The organism is Nocardioides aquiterrae (genome assembly GCF_039526625.1).
GTDB classification, from domain to species: Bacteria; Actinomycetota; Actinomycetes; order Propionibacteriales; family Nocardioidaceae; genus Nocardioides; species Nocardioides aquiterrae.
The window spans coordinates 98822-118883 of the sequence record NZ_BAAAJE010000018.1 but is presented as its reverse complement, the minus strand read 5'-3'; the positions used below and the strand labels follow the sequence as shown (position 1 = coordinate 118883).

Sequence of the window (20062 nt, the reverse complement as noted above, 5' to 3'; positions counted from 1 at the left end):
TGCATCTCTCCTCGAGTGGGTCAGGCGTGGACGAGCTCGGTCTCCGAGGACTCGATGTCCTTGGGGCCGATGGACTTCAGGACGACCACCGCGGCCGCGCCGACGAGCACGCCGGCGATCAGCGCGATGAAGTAGCCGGCGATGTTGTGGACCGCGAACAGCACGAAGATGCCGCCGTGGGGAGCACGCACGCCCACCTCCATCGCCATCGACAGGCCGCCGGTGACCGCGGAGCCGAGCATGATCGCGGGGATCACCCGCAGCGGGTCGGCGGCCGCGAACGGGATCGCGCCCTCGGTGATGAACGAGGCCCCGAACAGCCAGCCGGCCTTGCCGTTCTCACGCTCGGGGAGGTTGAACAGGCTGGGGCGGACGACGGTCGCGAGGGCCAGGGCGATCGGCGGCACCATGCCGGCGAGCATCACCGCGGCCATCACCTGCAACTCCACGGGGTTGCCCGGGACGCTCGCCACCGCAGTGAGTCCGGTGGTGGCGAACAGGTACGCGACCTTGTTCAGCGGACCGCCCATGTCGAAGGCCATCATCAGCCCGAGGACGACGCCGAGGAGGATGGCCGAGCCGCCGGTCATGCTGTTGAGGCCGTTCGTCAGCTGGTTCATCAACCAGCCGAGGGGCCTGGCCAGCACGGCCACCATGACGACCCCGGCGACGAGGGTCGCGATCAACGGGATCACCATCACCGGCATCAGACCGCGGGCGGCGGCGGGCACCCGCCAGCGCCCGATCCACACGGCCAGGACACCGGCCAGGACGCCGCCGATGATGCCGCCGAGGAAGCCGCTCTGGGCGATCCCGAAGCCACCGAGGTCGACGGCGAGCGCGCCCATCACGAAGCCCGGGGCGATCCCGGGCCGGTCGGCGATGGCGTACGCGATGTAGCCCGCCAGGGCGGGCACCAGGAACTTGAACGCCGTCGCGCCGAGCACGAAGACCACCGCGCCGAGGTAGGCGAAGAAGCTGTTGTCGAGCAGCGCGTGGGTGAGGCCGAGGTCGTGGAGGTCGGGCAGGTTCCAGATCGTGTTCGAGGTGACGATCTCGCCGGCGTGGTCGGTGATGTCGTAGCCGCCGAGCAGGAAGCTCAGCGCGATCAGCAGGCCGCCCGCGGCGACGAACGGGATCATGTACGACACGCCGGTCATCAGGATCCGGCGGACGTGGTGGCTCCAGCTCTCGCCGCCTCCGGACGGCACGCCACCGGAGTCGCCGGCGCCGGCGCTGCCCTCGACGCGCGGTGCGTTCGGGTCGTCGGCGTACGCCAGTGCCTCGGTGATCATCTGGTCGGCCTGGTCGAACGGGCGCTTCACGCCGGAGGAGACCAGCGGCTTGCCGGCGAACCGGCCCCGGTCGCGGACGCCCACGTCGACGGCGAAGATCACGGCGTCGGCCGCGGCGATCGTCTCGGGGGCGAGCGGCTTCGAGCCGGCCGAGCCCTGGGTCTCGACCTGGAGGTCGACACCGGCCCGGTCCGCCGCGGCCTCGAGCGCCTCGGCGGCCATGTAGGTGTGCGCGATCCCGGTCGGGCAGGCAGTGACCGCGACCAGGCGGCGCTTCTTCGCGGGCGTGGCCGGCGCAGCGGCCTCGGCCGGCTTCGGAGCGGGTGCCGCACCGACGACCTCGGTCACCAGCTCGGCGACCTCCTCCGGCGTGGTGGCGGCGCGGAGTGCGTCGGTGAAGGCCGGCTTCACCAGCGCCCGGGCGAGCTTGGTGAGCAGCTGGAGGTGGGTGTTGTCACCCCCGGCGGGGGCGGCGATGAGGAAGACCAGGTCGGCCGGGCCGTCCTTGGCGCCGAAGTCGACCGGCGGCGACAGCCGGGCGAAGGCGAGCACCGGCTCGGCCACCCCGGCGGTGCGGCAGTGGGGGATCGCGATGCCGCCGGGCAGTCCGGTCGCGGACGTGGCCTCGCGGGCGAAGGCGTCCTCGACGAGCTGGTCGACGTCGGTCGCGCGGCCGGCGTCGCCGACGAGCTGCGCGAGGGCGCGGATGACCGCGTGCTTGTCGGCACCGAGATCCGCGTCGAGACGCACGAGTCGTGCGTTGATGAGGTCCTGCATGGGTGTCACCCTCCTTGGGTGAGGTCTAGGTCGCGCACCGTCACGAGCTCGGGGCGGACCTGAGTGGGTTGTGGGATCGTGGTCCCGGGGAGGCCGGCGGCGGCGCTGCCGTAGGCCACGGCCAGGGCGAGCCGCTCCTGCGGACGGCGTCCGCGCAGCTCTCCCAGCAGGTATCCGAAGAGGCTCGAGTCGCCGGCGCCGACGGTGGAGACCACCTCGACGGGCACCGGCTCGGCGTGCCAGGCGCCGGTCGCGGTCACCAGGACCGCCCCGCGCGCGCCGAGGGTGGCGAGGACCGTCTCCACGCCGGACTCGACGAGCGTGCGGGCGGCCTTCGCCGCCGCGTACGGGTCGTCCTCGAGCAGCTCGGGGTCGTCCCCGGTGAACGAGGCGAGCTCCTCGCCGTTGGGCTTCATCAGGTGCGGGGCGGCGGCGGGCAGCCGGCCCACCAGTGCGCGCAGCGGCTCGTCGCTGGTGTCGACCGCGACCCGCGCGCCGCTCGCACGCAGCAGCACGACGAGCTCGGCGTACCACTCCGGCGGGGTGCCGGGCGGGAGCGAGCCGGCCAGCACCACCCAGTCGGCCGCGGCGGCGCGCCGCCGCAGGGCCTCCCCGAGCTCGCGGCGCACGGCCTCGTCGAGCGCGGGACCGGGGGAGTTGAGCTTGGTGGTCGTGCCGTCGGGCTCGGTGACGGTGATGTTCACGCGCAGCGTGCCGTCGTGGTGCACCGGCCGGCAGTCGATGCCGGCGGTGAGCAGCTCGAGCACGAACGGGTCGTCCTTGGCCGCCGGCAGCACCGCGATCGTCGGCACGCCCGCGGAGACGCACGCCCGCGAGATGTTGACCCCCTTGCCGCCGGCCTGCGAGATCACGGAGTCGGCGCGGATGACCGCGCCGCGCTCGAGCGGCCCGCCGAGCACGACCGTCCGGTCGTGGCTCGGGTTGGCGGTGAGGGTCAGGATCATGCGATCACGACCTCGGGGCCGGCCGCCTGGAGCGCCTCGCGGTCGGCGGGCTCGATGCCGCTGTCGGTCACCAGCACGTCGACCTCGTCGAGCGCGGCGAACCGGATCGGCGCCTCGGTGCCGACCTTGCTGGCGTCGGTCAGGCAGACCACGCGGCGCGCCGCGGCGACCATGGCCCGCTTGGCGGCCGCCTCGTCGTGGTCGGGGGTGGAGAGGCCGTGCTCGACGGTGATGCCGTTGGTGCCGAGGAACGCGACGTCGACGCGCAGGTGGTGGAGCGCGGCCACGGTGTCCGCGCCGACCGCCGCCTGGGTCGTCGTGCGGACCCGGCCGGGCAGCAGGTGCAGCTCGATCTGAGGGTGGACGGCGAGCCGCGCCGCGATCGGGACCGCGTGCGTGATCACCGTCAACCGGTGGTCGCGCGGCAGCATGCTCGCGAACCGGCCGGTCGTGGAGCCGGCGTCGATCAGGATCGTGCCGCCCGGCGGCGGCAGCTGCTCGAGCGCGGCCTTGGCGACCAGCTCCTTCTGCGCGGTGTTCGCCTGGTCGCGCTCGCCCAGTCCGGACTCGATGACCGCGAGCGAGCTGGCCGGCACCGCGCCGCCGTGCACGCGGCGCACCAGGCCCATCCGCTCGAGCACGGACAGGTCGCGGCGCACGGTCTCGGTGGTGACGTCGAACCGCTCGGCGATCGCCGCCACCGAGAGCCGGCCGTGCTCGGCGACGAGCTGGGCGATGGCCTGCTGGCGCTCTTCGGCGTACATTGCGGGGGGATCCCTTCGATCTGTGTATATGTTGTTTTACGCCCGAATGTGTTGACTGTCAAGGAAGGTCGGGCGTTTACTTGTGACCATGGTCACCGACACCCTCCTGCGCGGCACGCCCGTCGTCCCCGGCGTGGCGCACGCTCCCGCGCTCGTCGTGCGCGCCGAGGTCTCACCCGAGGCGATCGCCCGCTTCGACACCGCGCAGTACGCCGACACCGAGGCCGCGCTCGCGGCCTACGACGCCGCGGCCGCCGCGGTCGCGGACGGGTTCGTCCGCAAGGCCGCGGCGGTCTCGGGAGACGCCGCGAAGGTGCTCACCGCGAGCGCCGGCCTCGCGAAGGACAAGGGTCTGCGCGGGGCAGTGAACAAGTACCTGCGCGCCGGGGACGATCTGCTGACGTCGGTGCGGTCGGGCATCGAGCAGTTCGTCACGGTCTTCACCGGCATGGGCGGCCTGATGGCCGAGCGGGTGACCGACCTGCGCGACATCGAGCGGCGCGTGATCGCCCAGCTCGTCGGCGAGCCGGAGCCGGGCGTCGGCGCGCCGGAGTCGCCGTGCGTGCTGGTGGCCGAGGACCTGGCGCCGTCCGACACCGCGGGCCTCGACCCGGCCGTCGTGCAGGCGCTGGTGACCGAGCGCGGTGGCCCGACCAGCCACACCGCGATCATCGCCCGCCAGCTCGCGATCCCGTGCGTGGTCGGCGTCGCCGGCGCGACGGCGCTCGCCAACGGCACGCTGCTCCTGGTCGACGGCGCCGCCGGCACGGTCGAGACGAACGCGGTGGACGCCGAGGCGCGGGTCGCGGCCGACGCCGAGCAGCGCGCCGCGCTCGCGACGTGGGAGGGTCCCGGGCGCACGGCCGACGGCGTACCGGTGAAGATCCTGGCGAACGTCGCCGACGGCGAGTCCGCCCGCAAGGCCGCCGGCGCGCCGGTCCAGGGCGTGGGCCTGTTCCGCACCGAGCTCTGCTTCCTCAACCGCAAGGAGGAGCCGTCGGTCGAGGAGCAGACGTCGATCTACGGGCAGGTGCTCCAGCCGTTCGGCGACGACCGGTACGTCGTGGTGCGGACCCTCGACGCCGGCTCGGACAAGCCGGTGGCGTTCGCGACCCACGACGGCGAGGAGAACCCCGCCCTCGGCGTCCGCGGGCTGCGGCTGTCGTTCGACAACCCTGGGCTGCTGGACCGCCAGCTGGACGCGATCGCCGCCGCCACGGCGGAGACCGGCACCGAGGCCTGGGTGATGGCGCCGATGGTCGCGACCGTCGCCGAGGCCGACGAGTTCGCCGCGAAGGTGCACGACCGCGGGCTGAAGGCCGGCGTGATGGTCGAGGTGCCGAGCGCCGCGCTGCTGGCGCACCGGATGCTCCAGGCGGTCGACTTCCTCTCGATCGGCACCAACGACCTGACCCAGTACACGATGGCGGCCGACCGGATGGCCACCGACCTCGCGCACCTCACCGACCCGTGGCAGCCGGCGGTGCTGCAGCTGATCGCGATCACCGCGGAGGCGGGCCGGCAGGCGCGCAAGCCGGTCGGCGTGTGCGGCGAGGCCGCCGCCGATCCGCTGCTCGCCTGCGTGCTGGTCGGCATGGGCGTCACGTCGCTGTCGATGGCGGCCGCCGCGGTCCGCCCGGTGGGCGCGCGGCTCTCGACGGTCCCGTTCGGACTGTGCGAGGAGGCCGCCGAGGCCGCCCTGTCGGCGTCCGACCCGGTCGCCGGCCGCGACGCCGTGCGCGCGCTGCTGGGCTGACGGGCAGGCGGCCCCACGGGGCGGTGGTGGTTTGGCCGGGCTCCGCAGCGGAGACCCTTCAGGGGAACGACCCCTGCGGGGGTCACCCCCGAGAAGAAGAGGAAACTCTCATGGGATACGGACTCGGTGTCTTCCTGCTGGCCCTCGGCCTGATCCTGGCGCTGGCCGTGACCGACAGCATCAACGGTGTCGACCTCACCATGGTCGGCTGGATCCTCGCCGCGGCGGGCGTGCTCTGCATCGTCCTCGTGGCCGCCACCGCCGCGAGCCGCCGCCGGGCGACGACGGTGACGACGCACGCCGACGGCACCCGCACCGTCAGCGAGCGCAACGACGTCCCGCCGGCCGTCTGACCGGCACGCTCAGCGGTTCTGCACGATCCGTGGCCGCGCCTCCGGGCGCAGCCACGTGAGCAGCCAGTGCATCGACCGCGGGTTGCCCACCTGGGTGCAGCCCGCGGTCGGCGCCCACCGGTGCCCCGGCTTCGAGGTGTGGTAGAAGATCCCGCTGCCCTTGCCGGGCGCCGGGCGCGGCCCGACCCCGGGCCGCAGCCGGACGTGGTTGAAGTCCACGACCCAGCCCCAGCGCATCGACGGCCGGTCACCACTCGTCACCCCGGCCACCTCCACCCAGGTGTTGTAGTTGCGACCGGCGGCGCTGGACACCACCGACGTCGGCTTCCGCCGCTTCCAGGGCATCGCACCGGGGTTCGTGGTGGTCGAGAAGGTCACCTTGATCCGGTAGACCCCGTTGGGGGACCGGCCGTCGCCCTCCCGCTGCTTGCCCCAGCCGTTCGTCCCGATGGTCGAGCGGAACTCGCGCACCTTCTGCCACCGGCCGTGGTCGTCCTTCTCCCACGCCTGGGTGACGGTGCACCACCGCTGGCGGCAGAACTCGTGGCTGGAGACGGTCCGCACGACCTGGGTGGTCTTCGCGGGGACGAGGTCCGCCCACGGCGGGGTCCACGCCTGCGCGGGCGCGGGCGCCGCGGCGAGTAGGGTGAGGGGGAGCGCGAGGGCGCTGACGAGGGCTCCGAGACGTCGTACCACGCCCCGATGATCACACGTGGATTCGGTCCGCGGACCACCCCCGCGCTAGAGTTCTCAGGTTGCCTCCAGAGGCGACATGCCGTCAGAACGGCCGCGGAACCAGAGTGCCCGGGTGGACAGGCCCCGGCGCGCCGCGCAACGACTGGGCCCACGAGGGCCGGAAGGAGCCCGCATGTCGATCGGTACCGACGCGGAGACCAAGAAGAAGATCATCGCCGAGTACGCCACGACCGAGGGTGACACCGGCTCGCCGGAGGTCCAGGTCGCGCTGCTCAGCCACCGGATCAGCCACCTGACCGAGCACCTCAAGCAGCACAAGCACGACCACCACAGCCGTCGCGGCCTGCTGCTGCTCGTCGGCCAGCGCCGCCGGCTGCTGAACTACCTGCAGAAGACGGACATCAACCGTTACCGCTCGATCGTCGAGCGTCTCGGCCTCCGCCGCTGAATCCGTGAAGGGCCCGCCTCCGGTGGGCCCTTCGCGCTTTCTCGGGAGCGCCACCCGGCGCTAGATTCACCAATGTTGTACATCTGAACACCAGGAGCGACCCGCACGTTCTGGCTCGGTCCTCGGTAGTGGCTCTCAGAGCAGGCGCTCTGCGGGCCTCGATCGAAGACCAGGCCTTCGTATGACGCGGGACGCCGCGGATCGCTCCGCGAGCAGAACAGGGAAGAACCTGTGACTGAACCCGTCATCCACGCCGTCGAGACGACTCTCGACAACGGGAAGTTCGGCACCCGGACCATCAAGTTCGAGACCGGGCTGCTGGCCCGGCAGGCCGCCGGATCCGTGACCGCCTACCTCGACGACGACACCATGCTGCTGTCGGCCACCACGGCCAGCAAGCAGCCCAAGGACCACTTCGACTTCTTCCCGCTGACGGTGGACGTCGAGGAGCGCATGTACGCCGCGGGCAAGATCCCCGGCTCGTTCTTCCGCTCCGAGGGCCGCCCCGGCGAGGACGCGATCCTCACCTGCCGCCTGATCGACCGGCCGCTGCGCCCGACGTTCAAGAAGGGCCTGCGCAACGAGGTCCAGGTCGTCATCACCGTCCTCGCGCTGAACCCCGACGCGCCGTACGACGTGCTCGCGATCAACGCGGCTTCGATGTCGACGCAGATCTCCGGCCTGCCGTTCTCCGGCCCGGTCGGCGCCACCCGCGTCGCCCTGATCGACGGCCAGTGGGTCGCGTTCCCGACGCACAGCCAGCTCGAGGACGCGGTCTTCGACATGGTCGTGGCCGGCCGCGTCACCGACACCGGCGACGTCGCGATCATGATGGTCGAGGCCGAGGCCACCGAGCAGGCCTGGGGCAAGGTGCAGGCCGGCGGCCAGGCGCCGACCGAGGACGTCGTGGCCAGTGGCCTCGACGCCGCCAAGCCCTTCATCAAGCAGCTCTGCGACGCGCAGGCCGAGCTGGCGAACGTCGCCGCGAAGCCGGTCCAGGAGTTCCCGATCTTCCTGGACTACGAGGACGACGTCTACGCCGCGGTCGAGGCCGCCGTGAAGGCCGACCTCGAGGCCGCGATGAAGATCGCGGACAAGCAGGAGCGCACCGAGCGCACCGACGAGCTCAAGGACCAGCTCCTGGAGCGCCTCGCCGGCCAGTTCGAGGGTCGCGAGAAGGAGATCGGCGCGGCGTTCCGCGCGGTCAACAAGGCCGTCGTCCGGGAGAGCATCCTCCGCGACAAGGTCCGCATCGACGGCCGCGGCCTGGCGGACATCCGCCCGCTGCACGCCGAGGTCGGCGTGATCCCGCGGGTGCACGGCTCGGCGCTGTTCGAGCGCGGCGAGACCCAGATCCTGGGCGTGACCACGCTGGACATGCTCAAGATGGAGCAGCAGCTCGACACGCTGTCGCCGGAGAAGCACCGCCGCTACATGCACAAGTACGTCTTCCCGCCGTTCTCCACCGGTGAGACCGGCCGGGTCGGCTCACCGAAGCGTCGCGAGGTCGGCCACGGTGCGCTGGCCCGCCGCGCGCTGCTGCCGGTGCTGCCGACGCGCGAGGAGTTCCCCTACGCCATTCGCCAGCTCTCCGAGGCCATGGGCTCCAACGGCTCGACGTCGATGGGCTCGGTCTGCGCCTCGACCATGTCGCTGCTGCAGGCCGGTGTGCCGCTGAAGGCGCCGGTGGCCGGCATCGCGATGGGTCTGGTGTCCGGTGAGCTCGACGGCCAGACGCAGTACGTCGCGCTGACCGACATCCTGGGCGCCGAGGACGCGTTCGGCGACATGGACTTCAAGGTCGCCGGCACCCGCCAGTTCGTGACCGCGCTCCAGCTCGACACCAAGCTCGACGGCATCCCCGCCGAGGTGCTCGCGCAGGCGCTGCAGCAGGCCCGCGACGCCCGGATGGCGATCCTCGACGTGATGGCCGAGGCGATCGACGAGCCCGAGGAGATGTCGCCGACCGCGCCGCGGATCATCACGATCAACATCCCGGTCGACAAGATCGGCGAGGTCATCGGCCCCAAGGGCAAGATCATCAACCAGATCCAGGACGACACCGGCGCCTCGATCTCGATCGAGGACGACGGCACCATCTACATCGGTGCCACCAACGGTGAGGCCGCGCAGGCCGCGAAGGACGCGATCAACCAGATCGCGAACCCGACGATGCCGGAGGTCGGCGAGCGCTACCTCGGCACGGTCGTGAAGACGACGAACTTCGGTGCGTTCGTCTCGCTGATGCCGGGCAAGGACGGGCTGCTGCACATCAGCAAGCTGCGCGGACTCGCAGGCGGCAAGCGCGTGGACGCGGTGGAGGACGTCGTGTCCGTGGGCCAGAAGATCCAGGTCCAGATCGCCGAGATCGACGACCGCGGCAAGCTGTCGCTGGTCCCGGTGGTCGACGAGGCCGAGGGCGCTGCCGACGCCGAGGGTTCCTCCGACGCTGAGGGCGCGGACGAGTCCGAGTGACCAAGGCTGCACCGGTGACCCGCCAGAAGGCTGCTTCTGGCGGGTCACCGTCTTCTACCGGGACGCGCACGGTCTTCACCGAGCGGGACGCGGACGGCCAGGTGACCTCGCGCATCCGGCGTACCGTCCTGCCCTCGGGCCTGCGCATCATCAGCGAGCAGCAGGCCGGCGTCCGGTCCGCCGCCATCGGCGTGTGGGTCGGCGTGGGCTCGCGCGACGAGTCGCCGACCCTGCACGGCTGCTCGCACTTCCTCGAGCACCTGCTGTTCAAGGGCACGGGGGAGCGGTCCGCGCTGGACATCTCGATCGCGCTCGACGCGGTCGGCGGCGAGTTCAACGCGTTCACCGCCAAGGAGTACACCTGCTTCCACGCCCGGGTCCTCGACGAGGACCTGCCGCTGGCGGTCGACGTGCTCGGCGACATGATCACCGCCTCGACGCTGCACGCCGAGGACGTCGAGGCCGAGCGGGACGTGATCCTCGACGAGATCGCCATGCACGACGACGACCCCGACGACGTGGTGCACAACCTGTTCGCGGCGCAGGCCTGGGGCGACACGCCCCTGGGCCGGCCGATCGCCGGCACCGTCGGCTCGATCCAGGCGCTGACGCGCGCGCAGATCCAGCGCTTCTATCGGCGCCACTACCGGCCCGAGAACATCGTGGTCGCCGCCGCCGGCAACGTCGACCACGCCGCACTGGTCCGCCAGGTCAAGAAGGCGTTCGCCCGCAACGACTGGCTGGCCGGTACGGCGGCGCCGCTCGCGGCGCGACGCGGCTCCCGCAAGCGGGTGCTGCCCGGCGAGATCCACGCGACCCGCCCGTTCGAGCAGGTCAACGTGGTGCTCGGCATGGAGGGCCTGGTCCGCGACGACGAGCGCCGCTTCGCGCTCGGCGTCCTCAACACCGCGCTGGGCGGCGGCACGTCGTCCCGGCTGTTCCAGGAGGTCCGCGAGCACCGCGGCCTGGCCTACTCGGTCTTCTCCTTCGCCTCCCACCACGCCGACTCCGGCCTGGTGGGCGTCTCGGTCGGCTGCCTGCCGAACAAGCTCGGCGAGGTGCTGACCGTGGTCCGCGAGGAGCTGACGAAGGTCGCCACCTCCGGCATCACCGCCGAGGAGCTGGCCCGCGGCAAGGGCCAGCTGCGCGGGGGCCTCGTCCTCGGCCTCGAGGACTCCGCCTCGCGGATGTCGCGGCTCGGCAAGGCCGAGCTGGTCCACGACGAGCTGCTCAGCATCGACGAGGTGATGGCCCGCATCGACGCGGTCACCCTCGAGGACGTGCGCGCGGTCGCCGCCGACGTGTTCGGGAGGCCCGAGATCCTCGCGGTGGTCGGCCCCGCCTAGGCCACCCAGCGTTTCGGGAACCCGTTGACCCGCGGGAAGTCGTCCCACTTGCCGTACATCGTGCTGTCGGTCGCCCGGCTGATCTGTCCGGTGAAGCCGGCCCAGCGGACGGCCAAGGGGTTGCCCAGGCACTTGCGAGGAACGGCGACCGTGATGACGTCGCGCTTGTAGTCGACCGACCTACCAATGTGCTTGCACTCTGCGGCACTGCTCTTGCGCCATGACTTCGTCTTCTCGAAGAAGAGCGAACCCGTCTCCGTCGCCGGGTTCCTGCCGAGGTACCACGAGACGTCGAACTCGGGTGCCCCTCTCCTCCGAAGCGTGTCGAAGTAGATCCGCACGATGTCGGTCCGGTTCTTGGCGAAGTCGCCTCCGTAGACGTGCACGCGGTAGTACCGCTTCTTGCGAACGTCGAGGCAGGTCTTGGTGACGTTGATCGCGGGCCTCGCGTCCGCAGGCTTGTCCCTGTAGCACCACAGTCCGCGTCCGACGTCGTGCACGAGCCCGACGACGGAACCCCCACCGTGGTTTCCGGGCGTGCCGCCGCCTCCTCCGCCCTGGGCCGACGAGCACGGGCACGGATTGGACTCGCAAGCGATCCCGTCGTGGTCCGCGTCCAGACCGGCTGGATCGTGTAGTGGCCCTCCGTGGTTGATGAACCACTGCTGAGCGGCCGCTTGAGTGCTGAAGTCGCCGCAGTCCGCGCCGCCGCCCCGGGCGACCGCCACGGAGGACTCCGGAATGGCCAGGATCGCGACCGCGAGGCCCGTCACCAGGCTCAGAAGAAGGGTCAACCAGCGTGCCGTCACTTGAAGACTCCCGATGCCGATAAGTGAGTGAACGCCGAGACGGTACGATCGCGCGACCGTCGACGCCCTGGAATCGGCAAATCACGTCATTGGCCGTCGAACGGGCTAGTCCAGTGGCAGATCCTCGCGCCTCCGGGCCGCGGGACGTCATGCGGACGGAGCAAGGGGCTCCACTGTCCGTATGACGTCCCGGAGGCGCGGTGGGCGGCCCAGCTCAGCCCCGGTCGATCCAGGGCGAGAACTGACGCGGCTTGCCGACCCAGTCGACGAGACCGTGGCTGGTGCCGTCGGTGCGGGTGCCCGAGGCGCGGACGGCGACCCGGACGGCGTCCGGCGAGCCGATGGTGGCCTGGTCGATCTTCACTCGCGCGCGGTCCTTCCGGTAGCCGATGTGGAGGATGTAGTCGCCGTTCTCGACGGCGTCGCCCCACTTCTTCGGCCCGAAGCCGTCGGTCTCGCTCAGCAGGTAGTCGGTGCCGTCGAAGAGACCGGCGGCGAAGACGTACTCGGGGCCGCGGTGGTCGCGGTCGGTGTCGAGGTAGATCGTCAGGGCCGACCCGGACGAGGCGCGGCGGACCAGGTTGTCGTGGGTGGTCGTGATGACCAGGTCCTCCTGGCCGTTGTGCACCGAGAGGTCGCGGATGTCGGAGCCGTGCCAGGTGTCCTGCGGGTCGTCGACGCCGTACCGCTCGGCGTGCGCCGGGGCGGCGACGAGGACGGCGAGGGCCGCGGCCGCGAGCGCCGCGGTCGTGGTGGTGATGCGCATGGGATGGTCCATTTCGTGTACTGGGGATCGATGTCACACCACATACGCCGGGATCGCGGAAAAGGTTGCATGGGCCCCGGCGTGCTAACTTCGTGGTGTTGGAGGGAACACGCTTCCCACGTCGCCGACGGCGACGCGCATTCACGTCGTACTTGGTCTTCGGTCACGCTGGACATCAGGCGCAGTGCGGATGTCTTCAGCCGCCTGTCGGGCACGGTGCCCGCAGCACATCACCACCGAGGAAGATTCATGACTCAGGGAACCGTCAAGTGGTTCAAGGACGACAAGGGCTTCGGCTTCATCGAGCAGGACGGCGGGGGCCCGGACGTGTTCGTCCACTACTCCGCCATCTCCGGTCAGGGCTTCAAGTCCCTCGAGGACGGCCAGCGCATCGAGTTCGACATCAACCAGGGCCCCAAGGGTCCCCAGGCGGAGAACGTCCGAGCACTCTGATGCCCGGAGCGATGAGCCCCTGTCCGCAGCTGCGGGCGGGGGCTCTCGCGTATTCAGATCCGCTGCTCCGATGACCGGCGAGGAGTGGTCGCCACGGCTGGCCGACCTGCACGCCGAGGTGCAGCGCTCGCGGACCAGCGTCGCCGAGGCGCGTCGCGCCGGCCGCACGATGCGTGAGCTCGAGTGCGCCCAGGTCGACCTGCTCGCCGCGCTCCAGCGGCTCGACGACGGCCTGAAGGCCGCCGGCACGACGCTGCCCCAGCACCTGCGGCACGAGCTCGAGCTGCTCCGGCTGCTCGTGGGCCGAGGCTGACCGGGCTCGACCCCATTCGCCTCCCCGACCCGCAAGCGCGGCGCTACCGTGCGAGGTGGGGGGGAGGGAGTGAGGACGACAGTGCTGTCGGACATCGAGATCGCCAACGCCGCCGTGCTGCGCCCGATCCGGGACGTGGCGGCGGAGACCCTCGGGATCGAGGAGCGGCACCTGGTGCCGTACGGCCACCACAAGGCGAAGGTCGACCTCGGCTACCTCGCGTCGCTCGCCGACCGGCCGCTGGGCCGGCTGGTGCTGGTGACCGCGCTGTCACCGACTCCGCCCGGCGAGGGCAAGACCACCACCACGGTCGGCCTCACCGACGCCCTGCACGGACTGGGGCACCGCGTGGTCGCGTGCCTGCGCGAGCCGTCGATGGGGCCGGTTTTCGGCATGAAGGGCGGCGCGGCCGGCGGCGGCTACAGCCAGGTGGTGCCGATGACCGACATCAACCTGCACTTCACCGGTGACTTCGCGGCGATCGCCGCGGCCAACAACCTGCTCTCGGCGCTCATCGACAACCACGTGCACCACGGCAACGAGCTCGACATCGACGTGCGCAGCGTGTCCTGGAAGCGGGTGCTCGACACCAACGACCGCGCGTTGCGGCACGTGGTCGTCGCGCTCGGCGGCACCGGCAACGGCTACCCCCGCGAGGACGGCTTCGACATCGTGGTCGCCTCGGAGCTGATGGCGATCTTCTGCCTCACCGAGTCCTGGGCGGACCTCAAGCGCCGGATCGGCGACATCGTCATCGGCTACTCGCGCTCCGGTACGCCGATCACCGCGCGCGAGCTCGGCGCCGCGGGCGCGATGGCGGCCCTGCTCCGCGACGCGCTGGCGCCCAACCTGGTGCAGACCCTCGAGGGCGCGCCGGCGTTCGTGCACGGCGGCCCGTTCGCGAACATCGCGCACGGCTGCAGCTCGGTCGCCGCCACCCGCGCCGGCCTGCGGCTGGCGGACTACGTGGTCACCGAGGCCGGGTTCGGAGCGGACCTGGGTGCGGAGAAGTTCGTCGACATCAAGTGCCGCAAGTGGGGACTGCGCCCGGACGTCGCCGTGGTGGTCGCGACCGTGCGGGCGCTGAAGTACCACGGGGGAGTGGCGCTCGCCGACCTCGGCACGGAGGACGTCGCCGCCGTCGAGGCCGGCATGGCGAACCTGCGCCGGCACCTCGACAACATCCGCGAGGTCTACGGCATCCCGTGCGTGGTCGCGGTCAACCGTTTCCCGACCGACACCGACCGGGAGATCGCCACGGTCGTCGAGCTGGTCGACGAGTGCGGCGTCGCGGCGTACCCGGCCACCCACTTCGCCGACGGCGGCGTCGGCGCCCAGGACCTGGCCAAGGGCGTGCTGCAGGTGCTCGACGAGCCCTCGCCGTACGAGTTCTCCTACACCTACCCCGACGACCTGTCGCTGGCCGAGAAGGTCGAGGCCATCGCCACCCGGTTGTACGGCGCGGGCCACGTCACCTGGCAGGCCAAGGCGCGGCGGCGGCTGCAGCGCATCGAGCGGGACGGGTACGGCGACCTGCCGGTCTGCATCGCCAAGACCCAGTACTCGTTCTCGACCGACCCCACCCTTGTCGGCGCCCCGACGGGCCACGAGCTGCACGTGCGCGAGGTGCGGCTGTCCGCGGGCGCGGGCTTCGTGGTCGTGGTGTGCGGCGACATGATGACGATGCCGGGGCTCCCGTCCGACCCCGCTGCTGCGCGGATCGACCTGGCCGACGACGGGACGATCCTGGGGTTGTCGTAGCCGGACGTACCCAACGAGCCGCCACGCCGGATCGAGGCGCCTCCTGAGTCACACCAGCCCCACTCGCAGCAATCGGTACGTCCGACTACGCGGTTGCGGGCCCGTCGACGTTCACGGTGAGCGGACCGCTGCCGGATCGGGTGATGACCTCCCGCGACGCCGCGGGTCCCGGGTTCACCTCGCGGTGCACGAGGTGCTTCGGGATGTGCACGAAGTCGCCGGGGCCCGCCTCGACAGACCGCCCGCCGCCGGGACCGAACTCGATGCGGACGTTGCCCTCGATCACGTAGACCGAGGTGTCGTGCTCCCCGTGGTGGTGCCAGCCGGACGCCGCACCTGGCTCGGAGCGCACGAAGCCGGACCAGAGGCCGGGGACGTCGATGGCCTGCTCGCGCGTCTTGCCCGGCGTCGGGTCAGCGACCTCCCGGTCCGCCGGGTGCACGCAGGTGACCTCGTCGCTCATCGCTGCTCCTTGTTCGGTCGGGTCCAGCCGGGCCTCTAGTAGGCGACGACGAGGAGGAGTCCCGCAAGGGCGGCCGTCCTCGGCCGCCCTGCTGCTCAGCGTGCACGGCGACCGCGTCAGATGAAGAGCAGCTGCGCGCCTTCGGTCTTCTCGATGAAGTCGGCCGCGCTGATGATGCCCTCGACCTCGTCGTACAGGTCGGCCTCGGTCAGGTGGTTCATGTCCGCGGACATCCGGCACGCCCAGAGGTGGCCGCCGGAGTCGACGATCTGCTGGAGGAACTCAGGCACCTCAGGGACGCCGACTTCGGCGATGGCCTTCTTCATCTGGTGGGTCGCCATCGCGGTCATGCCGGGGATGCCGCCGAGGCCCTGGGGCATGTGCGTGGCGGTGTTGCCGAGCATCGTGAACTTCAGGTCGCCCATGGTCTTCTTGTTGATCATGTCGAAGCCCCAGAACGTGAAGAACAGGTGCGTCTCGACGCCCTCACCCAGCGCGGCGTTCGCGAGCACCAGGCCGGGGTAGGCCATGTCCAGGTTGCCCTTGGAGCAGATGATGGCGAGCTTGCGGTCGGTGCTCGTGTCGCCGAACGTCGGGACGAGCGGGGCGGTCTCGGTGGTCATCGTGGCTCTCCTTCACACGCAGCCGTGGGGCTTGGGCAGGCCGGCGACGTACGCGAGCTTCTTCGCCGGCTTCTGGGGGAACAGCTGGAACAGCGTCTTGGTCGGGATGCCGCCGACGACGCTGATGCGGCGCAGGGTGGCGGTCTCGCCCTCGTGGGCGTAGTCGTCGCGCAGGAAGCGGATGGCCTTCCAGTGCTCGTCGGTCAGGTCGATGCCGATCTGTGCGGCGAGGGACTTCGCCAGGTCCTCGGTCCACTCGCCGGGCTCGGTCATGAACCCTTCCTCGTTGACGTGGATCTCGTGGCCGTCGATGGTCGTGGTGGGCATGGCGTCAGGCCTCCTTCTCGGGCTGGTGCTTCCCGGCCATCGACATGTGCGCGGGGAGCGGGACGGGGCGGCCGGGCAGGAGGACGTTCCAATAGACGTGGCGGAACGCGAGCTTGCCCAGGTGGTTGGCCCGGGTCTCCTTCAGGAGGCTGAGCGGGCCGACGTAGGGGAGTGGGTACTTGCCGGGCAGCGGCTGAGTGTCGTAGTTGAAGTCGATCAGCAGCGCCTTGTCGTCGCCGGACTCGACGAAGCAGTTCGCGTGGCCGTCGAACGACCCGGTCATCGGCCGGCCCTCGATGTGCTCGAGGAAGTTGTCGACGAAGACGTCGACCGCGAAGTGCGCGACCGAGCCTGCCTTCGACGCCGGGATGTCGCTCGCGTCGCCGAGGGCGAAGATGGTGTCGTACGCCGTCGAGAGCAGCGTGTGCTTGTCGACCGGCACGTAGTTGAGCTCGTTGCCGAGGCCGGAGCGGGCGACGTAGTCGGCGCCCATGTTGAGCGGGATCGTCACGAGGAGGTCGAACGGCACCTCGCGCTCGTCGTACGAGACCAGCACCTTCCGCTCGTCGTCGATGCTCTCGATCATGAAGTCGGGCTCGACGTGGATCTTGCGCTCGGCCAGCATCGCGCCGAGCCGCTCCGAGGCGACCGGCTGGGTGAACGCGCCGTCGAGCGGAGTCACGTAGACGAGCTCCACCCGGTCGCGCAGCCCGCGCTCGCGCAGCCAGGCCTCGGCCAGGAACGTGAACTCCAGCGGCGCCACCGGGCACTTGATCGGCATCTCGGTGATGTGCACGACCAGCCGCCCGCGGTCGAACGTCTTCAGCGCCTCGGCGAGCGCGCTGGCGCCATCGAGCGTGTAGAAGTCGAAGATGCTGCGCCGCCACTCGCTGCCGAGCATGCCGGGCGTCTGGTCCGGCCGCGGCGTGGTGCCGGTGGCGATGACCAGGTAGTCATAGGAGAGCTCGCGGCCGCCGACCAGCGCGACAGTCTGGGCGCCGGGGTCGACCCGTTCGATCTCCGCGGTCACCATCTCGATGCCGTCGTGCAGCAGGGTGTGCCGCGACTTCACCAGCTGGTCGCGGGTGTAGCCGCCGAACGGCAGGAACAGGTAGCCGGGCTGGTAGTGGTGCTCGTCGTCCTGGTCGACGACCGTGATCTTCCAGTCGCTTGTGTCGAGCCGGTGACGGAGCCGGTTCGCCACCATGGTGCCGGCGGTGCCCCCGCCGAGCACGAGAAGAGTTCTCATGCCTTCACGCTAGGAAGGTGTTCTCGCGCGAGGCAGGGACGAACGTCCTTACCCCGGGGGGTATTCGGGACTGCCGGTGGTCGAGCCTGTCGAGACCTCGTACGGCGGACGCGGAGCGGTCGACTGTCAGCACCTCGCGGTCCGTGAGGGTTGCGACCGATAGGCAGCGAACGGAGACGGTGAGCGCGTGGTTGCGGCATGCGCCCGGCTCGCCGGTCGCGCGGGCCCGGTGGTTGAGGTGCGAGCGAAGCGAGCCTCGAAACCACCACCCGAATCCAGCCGAGATTTTACCTTCTGATTTTCGGGAAGATGCCCAGAACCCTGTGGATAAAGGGGTTCTGAGCACTTCCACTGTCGGTGGCGGGTGCTTGAGTAGACCCATGACAGCGATGGCCACACCCCGGCACCGGGTGTCGGCTGCGACCGCGCAGATGCGCGCCGCGGCCGACGCCGTGACCGACGCATCGGTGTGGTCCATGGGCCCGGAAGAGAGCGCCTCGACCCTGATCGAGCTCACCCGGTTGATCGATCAGGCGACCGAGCTGCAGGCCCGGGTGGCCGCTCACGCCGACGAGCTGCACGTCGGTCAGGAGAAGGGGGCGTCGTCGGCGGCGGCGTGGCTGGCCCACGAGGCCAAGACCACCCGCGGCGCCGCCCACGGGGCGGTCAGGTTGGGCCGGGACCTGGAGGCCCATCCCGCGACCAGGGGGTGCGCTCGCCGCCGGTGGCCTGCACGTCGAGCAGGCGCGGGTGATCGTCCGGTGGGTCGACGACCTGCCCGACACGGTCCCGGCCGAGAAGGTCACCGAGGCGGAGGCGTTCCTGATCGACCAGGCCCGGCACCACGACGCGACGGCGTTGAACCGGCTCGGGCGCCGGTTGTTCGAGGTGATCGCCCCCGAGGAGGCCGACGCCCGCGAAGCCGCCCTGCTGGCCAAGGAGGAAGAAGCTGCCGCGAAGGCGTGCTCGCTCAAGATGCGCGACGACGGCCGCGGCAAGACCCATGGTGAGTTCACCATCCCCACCTTCCACGGTGCGGCACTGCGCAAGATCATCGCGGCGATCATGGCGGCCAAGCACCAGACCGCCACCAAGGGCGCCGGCGCCGCCGCCGAGCGGCGGCCCACGCCCGAGGCGATGGGGCAGGCGTTCTGCGAGTTCATCGAGCGCTACCCCGTCGACCGGGTCCCGCACACCGGCGGTATCTCCGCGACCGTCGTGGTGATGATGGACCTCGACGTCCTCCTCGGCCGGCTCGAGAAGGCGTGCGTGCTCGACACCGGGGAGATGATCTCCCCCGGCGAGGCCCGGCGGCTGGCCTGTGAGGCCGGGATCATCCCCGTCGTCCTGGGCGGGGACTCCCAACCGTTGGACGTCGGCCGGAAGCGGCGGTACTTCACCGAGGCCCAGCGGATCGCGATGCTCGTGCGCGACCACGGGTGTCGCGCCGAGGGCTGCGACCGGGTCAGCGGCCTGCACGCCCACCACAAGCAACGCTGGGCCGACGGCGGCAACACCGACCTCGCCGACGGCGTCTCCCTGTGCCACTGGCACCACAACCGCGCCCACGACACCAGCTACACCACCACGTACCACCCGAACGGCCAAGTCATCTTTCACAGGCGGACGTGATGGCCGTGAACGCCTAGGTCAGGTCAGCCGCAACGCCCGCGGCGGGGGTGGCGGCCCCAACCGCAATGGCCTACGGCTGGAACTCAGCAGACGACGTCAGCCGGACAGGTGCGCGGCTGCGCCTCGACGACAACGGCTAGACAGTTTTCCGAGCGCGCCAGCAATGATTACGCTGCGGCGGTGCCATTCAACTTCGGAAACGCGAGCATCCGAGTTACGGGCGTGGGCCCGTGGTCGGTGCAATGGGAGTACCTAGAGACGAATCGAGACGTAGCCAGACGAGTGCTGGCCGATCTCGAGGACCGTCGGGTTCTCTTCTACAGCCACGGTCGAGAAGACCCGGAGTACTGTCGGCGATCTGCAGCCGAGATTCGACAACTGATGAAGCGCGAGTTGTCGACTGTCGAGCAGGGCGACGACATGGACAGGGCTCTCCGTGCAATCCGGAACGCTGCTCGCGAGTTCATCGACCAGGCGGGCCCGGAGTCGGAGCGATTCTTGAGTGACATGGACGCCTTCTGGAAGGCGTTGGAAGATATGCGCATAGCCATGGCGCCTTACATCCGGGGCATGGCAACCGCGTACGAGGTTCTCATTGATCATGTGCTCGATGAGAACCTGCCTCCGTTCGAGCTCAGGCGAACTGGGAGCTGATAGGGGTCGAGTGCCCATCTTTCCGTGACGATGGCGGTTGAGCGTCTGCCGGAGGAGCGCGAATTCACGTCCACGCGGCGGAATGGGTCACGCCAGCAACTGCGGAAAGCAGGTCAACGTGGTTCGTGACCGTAGTC

Annotated in this window: 20 protein-coding genes; 10 read left to right on the top strand and 10 right to left on the bottom strand. The window is 70.6% G+C overall.

Annotated features, from left to right (window positions below; all coding sequences use genetic code 11):
• Nucleotides 1-20: 20 nt before the first annotated feature.
• From ABD086_RS17410 to ABD086_RS17400, 3 genes are read right to left on the bottom strand one after another with little or no spacing between them, the layout of a single operon-like run.
• The gene (locus ABD086_RS17410; RefSeq protein ID WP_343908868.1) at nucleotides 21-2072 is read right to left on the bottom strand and encodes a PTS fructose transporter subunit IIABC; all 2052 of its coding nucleotides are present in this window, start codon (nucleotides 2070-2072) and stop codon (nucleotides 21-23) included.
• Between the two features lie 5 nt (nucleotides 2073-2077).
• The gene (locus ABD086_RS17405; RefSeq protein ID WP_343908867.1) at nucleotides 2078-3037 is read right to left on the bottom strand and encodes a 1-phosphofructokinase family hexose kinase; all 960 of its coding nucleotides are present in this window, start codon (nucleotides 3035-3037) and stop codon (nucleotides 2078-2080) included.
• Nucleotides 3034-3801: a DeoR/GlpR family DNA-binding transcription regulator gene (locus ABD086_RS17400; protein ID WP_343908866.1), complete on the bottom strand. Its 768-nt coding sequence runs from the start codon at nucleotides 3799-3801 to the stop codon at nucleotides 3034-3036. The genes ABD086_RS17405 and ABD086_RS17400 overlap by 4 nt, the downstream gene beginning before the upstream one ends.
• Nucleotides 3802-3889: 88 nt before the next feature.
• Here ABD086_RS17400 and ptsP point away from each other — a divergent pair, with 88 nt between their 5' ends.
• Entirely contained in the window at nucleotides 3890-5557 is a 1668-nt protein-coding gene (ptsP, locus tag ABD086_RS17395) for a phosphoenolpyruvate--protein phosphotransferase (protein WP_343908865.1), read from the top strand.
• A 110-nt stretch (nucleotides 5558-5667) separates the two neighbouring features.
• Nucleotides 5668-5910: a DUF6458 family protein gene (locus tag ABD086_RS17390; protein WP_343908864.1), complete on the top strand. Its 243-nt coding sequence runs from the start codon at nucleotides 5668-5670 to the stop codon at nucleotides 5908-5910.
• Between the two features lie 9 nt (nucleotides 5911-5919).
• On the opposite strand, the gene ABD086_RS17385 is transcribed toward ABD086_RS17390, so the two are convergent.
• Complete coding sequence (locus ABD086_RS17385) at nucleotides 5920-6606, bottom strand: L,D-transpeptidase family protein (RefSeq protein WP_343908863.1); 687 nt, start codon at nucleotides 6604-6606, stop codon at nucleotides 5920-5922.
• Between the two features lie 172 nt (nucleotides 6607-6778).
• Here ABD086_RS17385 and rpsO point away from each other — a divergent pair, with 172 nt between their 5' ends.
• The 3 genes from rpsO to ABD086_RS17370 all read left to right on the top strand — a co-directional run bounded on the left by rpsO (nucleotide 6779) and on the right by ABD086_RS17370 (nucleotide 10875).
• Entirely contained in the window at nucleotides 6779-7054 is a 276-nt protein-coding gene (gene rpsO / locus ABD086_RS17380; RefSeq protein ID WP_028636061.1) for a 30S ribosomal protein S15, read from the top strand.
• Between the two features lie 231 nt (nucleotides 7055-7285).
• Nucleotides 7286-9529 carry a polyribonucleotide nucleotidyltransferase gene (locus ABD086_RS17375; RefSeq protein WP_343908862.1) on the top strand — a complete coding sequence of 748 codons (2244 nt, stop codon included), beginning with the start codon at nucleotides 7286-7288 and terminating at the stop codon, nucleotides 9527-9529.
• A 14-nt stretch (nucleotides 9530-9543) separates the two neighbouring features.
• A complete protein-coding gene (locus ABD086_RS17370; protein ID WP_343908861.1) occupies nucleotides 9544-10875 on the top strand; it encodes a M16 family metallopeptidase in 1332 nt (443 codons plus the stop codon).
• On the opposite strand, the gene ABD086_RS17365 is transcribed toward ABD086_RS17370, so the two are convergent.
• Together ABD086_RS17365 and ABD086_RS17360 are read right to left on the bottom strand one after the other, a co-directional pair.
• The gene (locus ABD086_RS17365) at nucleotides 10872-11684 is read right to left on the bottom strand and encodes an excalibur calcium-binding domain-containing protein (protein WP_343908860.1); all 813 of its coding nucleotides are present in this window, start codon (nucleotides 11682-11684) and stop codon (nucleotides 10872-10874) included. The genes ABD086_RS17370 and ABD086_RS17365 overlap by 4 nt on opposite strands.
• Nucleotides 11685-11898: 214 nt before the next feature.
• Complete coding sequence (locus tag ABD086_RS17360; RefSeq protein WP_343908859.1) at nucleotides 11899-12450, bottom strand: hypothetical protein; 552 nt, start codon at nucleotides 12448-12450, stop codon at nucleotides 11899-11901.
• A gap of 249 nt (nucleotides 12451-12699) precedes the next feature.
• Here ABD086_RS17360 and ABD086_RS17355 point away from each other — a divergent pair, with 249 nt between their 5' ends.
• The 3 genes from ABD086_RS17355 to ABD086_RS17345 all read left to right on the top strand — a co-directional run bounded on the left by ABD086_RS17355 (nucleotide 12700) and on the right by ABD086_RS17345 (nucleotide 14977).
• The gene (locus ABD086_RS17355; protein ID WP_343908858.1) at nucleotides 12700-12903 is read left to right on the top strand and encodes a cold-shock protein; all 204 of its coding nucleotides are present in this window, start codon (nucleotides 12700-12702) and stop codon (nucleotides 12901-12903) included.
• 70 nt (nucleotides 12904-12973) lie between these two features.
• The gene (locus tag ABD086_RS17350) at nucleotides 12974-13216 is read left to right on the top strand and encodes a hypothetical protein (RefSeq protein WP_343908857.1); all 243 of its coding nucleotides are present in this window, start codon (nucleotides 12974-12976) and stop codon (nucleotides 13214-13216) included.
• Nucleotides 13217-13285: 69 nt separating this feature from the next.
• Nucleotides 13286-14977, top strand: a complete 1692-nt coding sequence (locus ABD086_RS17345; protein ID WP_425571648.1) for a formate--tetrahydrofolate ligase — start codon at nucleotides 13286-13288, stop codon at nucleotides 14975-14977.
• A gap of 85 nt (nucleotides 14978-15062) precedes the next feature.
• Here the strand turns inward: ABD086_RS17345 and ABD086_RS17340 are convergent, their stop codons facing one another.
• The 4 genes from ABD086_RS17340 to sqr all read right to left on the bottom strand — a co-directional run bounded on the left by ABD086_RS17340 (nucleotide 15063) and on the right by sqr (nucleotide 17639).
• On the bottom strand, nucleotides 15063-15440 hold the full coding sequence (locus ABD086_RS17340) for a cupin domain-containing protein (protein WP_343908856.1): 378 nt from the start codon (nucleotides 15438-15440) through the stop codon (nucleotides 15063-15065).
• A 116-nt stretch (nucleotides 15441-15556) separates the two neighbouring features.
• Nucleotides 15557-16063: a DsrE/DsrF/DrsH-like family protein gene (locus tag ABD086_RS17335; protein WP_343908855.1), complete on the bottom strand. Its 507-nt coding sequence runs from the start codon at nucleotides 16061-16063 to the stop codon at nucleotides 15557-15559.
• Between the two features lie 12 nt (nucleotides 16064-16075).
• Nucleotides 16076-16390, bottom strand: a complete 315-nt coding sequence (locus tag ABD086_RS17330; RefSeq protein ID WP_343908854.1) for a TusE/DsrC/DsvC family sulfur relay protein — start codon at nucleotides 16388-16390, stop codon at nucleotides 16076-16078.
• Between the two features lie 4 nt (nucleotides 16391-16394).
• Entirely contained in the window at nucleotides 16395-17639 is a 1245-nt protein-coding gene (sqr, locus tag ABD086_RS17325; RefSeq protein WP_343908853.1) for a type III sulfide quinone reductase, selenoprotein subtype, read from the bottom strand.
• Between the two features lie 750 nt (nucleotides 17640-18389).
• On the opposite strand from sqr, the gene ABD086_RS17320 reads away from it, so the two are divergent.
• On the top strand, nucleotides 18390-19271 hold the full coding sequence (locus tag ABD086_RS17320; RefSeq protein ID WP_425571647.1) for an HNH endonuclease signature motif containing protein: 882 nt from the start codon (nucleotides 18390-18392) through the stop codon (nucleotides 19269-19271).
• 180 nt (nucleotides 19272-19451) lie between these two features.
• The gene (locus ABD086_RS17315; protein ID WP_343908852.1) at nucleotides 19452-19925 is read left to right on the top strand and encodes a DUF6650 family protein; all 474 of its coding nucleotides are present in this window, start codon (nucleotides 19452-19454) and stop codon (nucleotides 19923-19925) included.
• The last annotated feature ends 137 nt before the right edge of the window (nucleotides 19926-20062 follow it).

Bases quoted from the DNA above. Each gene is read 5' to 3' on its own strand.
- ABD086_RS17410 (WP_343908868.1), bottom strand. From the start codon at position 2,072: ATGCAGGACCTCATCAACGCACGACTCGTGCGTCTCGACGCGGATCTC.
- ABD086_RS17405 (WP_343908867.1), bottom strand. From the start codon at position 3,037: ATGATCCTGACCCTCACCGCCAACCCGAGCCACGACCGGACGGTCGTG.
- ABD086_RS17400 (WP_343908866.1), bottom strand. From the start codon at position 3,801: ATGTACGCCGAAGAGCGCCAGCAGGCCATCGCCCAGCTCGTCGCCGAG.
- ptsP (WP_343908865.1), top strand. From the start codon at position 3,890: ATGGTCACCGACACCCTCCTGCGCGGCACGCCCGTCGTCCCCGGCGTG.
- ABD086_RS17390 (WP_343908864.1), top strand. From the start codon at position 5,668: ATGGGATACGGACTCGGTGTCTTCCTGCTGGCCCTCGGCCTGATCCTG.
- rpsO (WP_028636061.1), top strand. From the start codon at position 6,779: ATGTCGATCGGTACCGACGCGGAGACCAAGAAGAAGATCATCGCCGAG.
- ABD086_RS17360 (WP_343908859.1), bottom strand. From the start codon at position 12,450: ATGCGCATCACCACCACGACCGCGGCGCTCGCGGCCGCGGCCCTCGCC.
- ABD086_RS17355 (WP_343908858.1), top strand. From the start codon at position 12,700: ATGACTCAGGGAACCGTCAAGTGGTTCAAGGACGACAAGGGCTTCGGC.
- ABD086_RS17350 (WP_343908857.1), top strand. From the start codon at position 12,974: ATGACCGGCGAGGAGTGGTCGCCACGGCTGGCCGACCTGCACGCCGAG.
- ABD086_RS17340 (WP_343908856.1), bottom strand. From the start codon at position 15,440: ATGAGCGACGAGGTCACCTGCGTGCACCCGGCGGACCGGGAGGTCGCT.
- ABD086_RS17335 (WP_343908855.1), bottom strand. From the start codon at position 16,063: ATGACCACCGAGACCGCCCCGCTCGTCCCGACGTTCGGCGACACGAGC.
- ABD086_RS17330 (WP_343908854.1), bottom strand. From the start codon at position 16,390: ATGCCCACCACGACCATCGACGGCCACGAGATCCACGTCAACGAGGAA.
- sqr (WP_343908853.1), bottom strand. From the start codon at position 17,639: ATGAGAACTCTTCTCGTGCTCGGCGGGGGCACCGCCGGCACCATGGTG.